At 56.9% G+C, this 367-nt stretch carries 1 protein-coding gene; it reads left to right on the top strand.

Annotated elements, in window-relative coordinates; all coding sequences use genetic code 11:
• Positions 1 to 367, top strand: a 367-nt coding sequence (locus I656_RS0114520; protein WP_033004646.1) for an NAD(P)/FAD-dependent oxidoreductase, incomplete at both ends; no start/stop codon positions are given.

Below are 367 nucleotides of genomic sequence, written 5' to 3' on the forward strand. Positions count from 1 at the left end.
CCTTTGCCAAACACGGCGTCGTATGGCCGATCAAGCGCACCTTGTTCCGCGGCAAGGAGGTGTATATGAAGCGGTATCCGGCTCCTGATCCGAATGCGCTTCCACCGTTTACAAGCTTGCCGCAAGTCGAGGCGGAGAAGTTTTTGTATCAAGCCTGCCTGAAGGCAGGGGTCGAATTCGTCTGGGAGACGCCGGTTGCCGATGTCAAAACCGATGAGGAAGGAGCCACTGTCATCACGGCATCTGGCGAACAATGGTCGTGCGATTATCTCATTGCGGCTGACGGGGCTCGTTCGACTGTCCGCCAGTCGGTCGGCATCGAAATGGAAGGGCCGCGGACGAAAGACTACTTTGTCGTCGTGGATGT

The organism is Geobacillus sp. WSUCF1 (genome assembly GCF_000422025.1).
GTDB classification, from domain to species: Bacteria; Bacillota; Bacilli; order Bacillales; family Anoxybacillaceae; genus Geobacillus; species Geobacillus zalihae.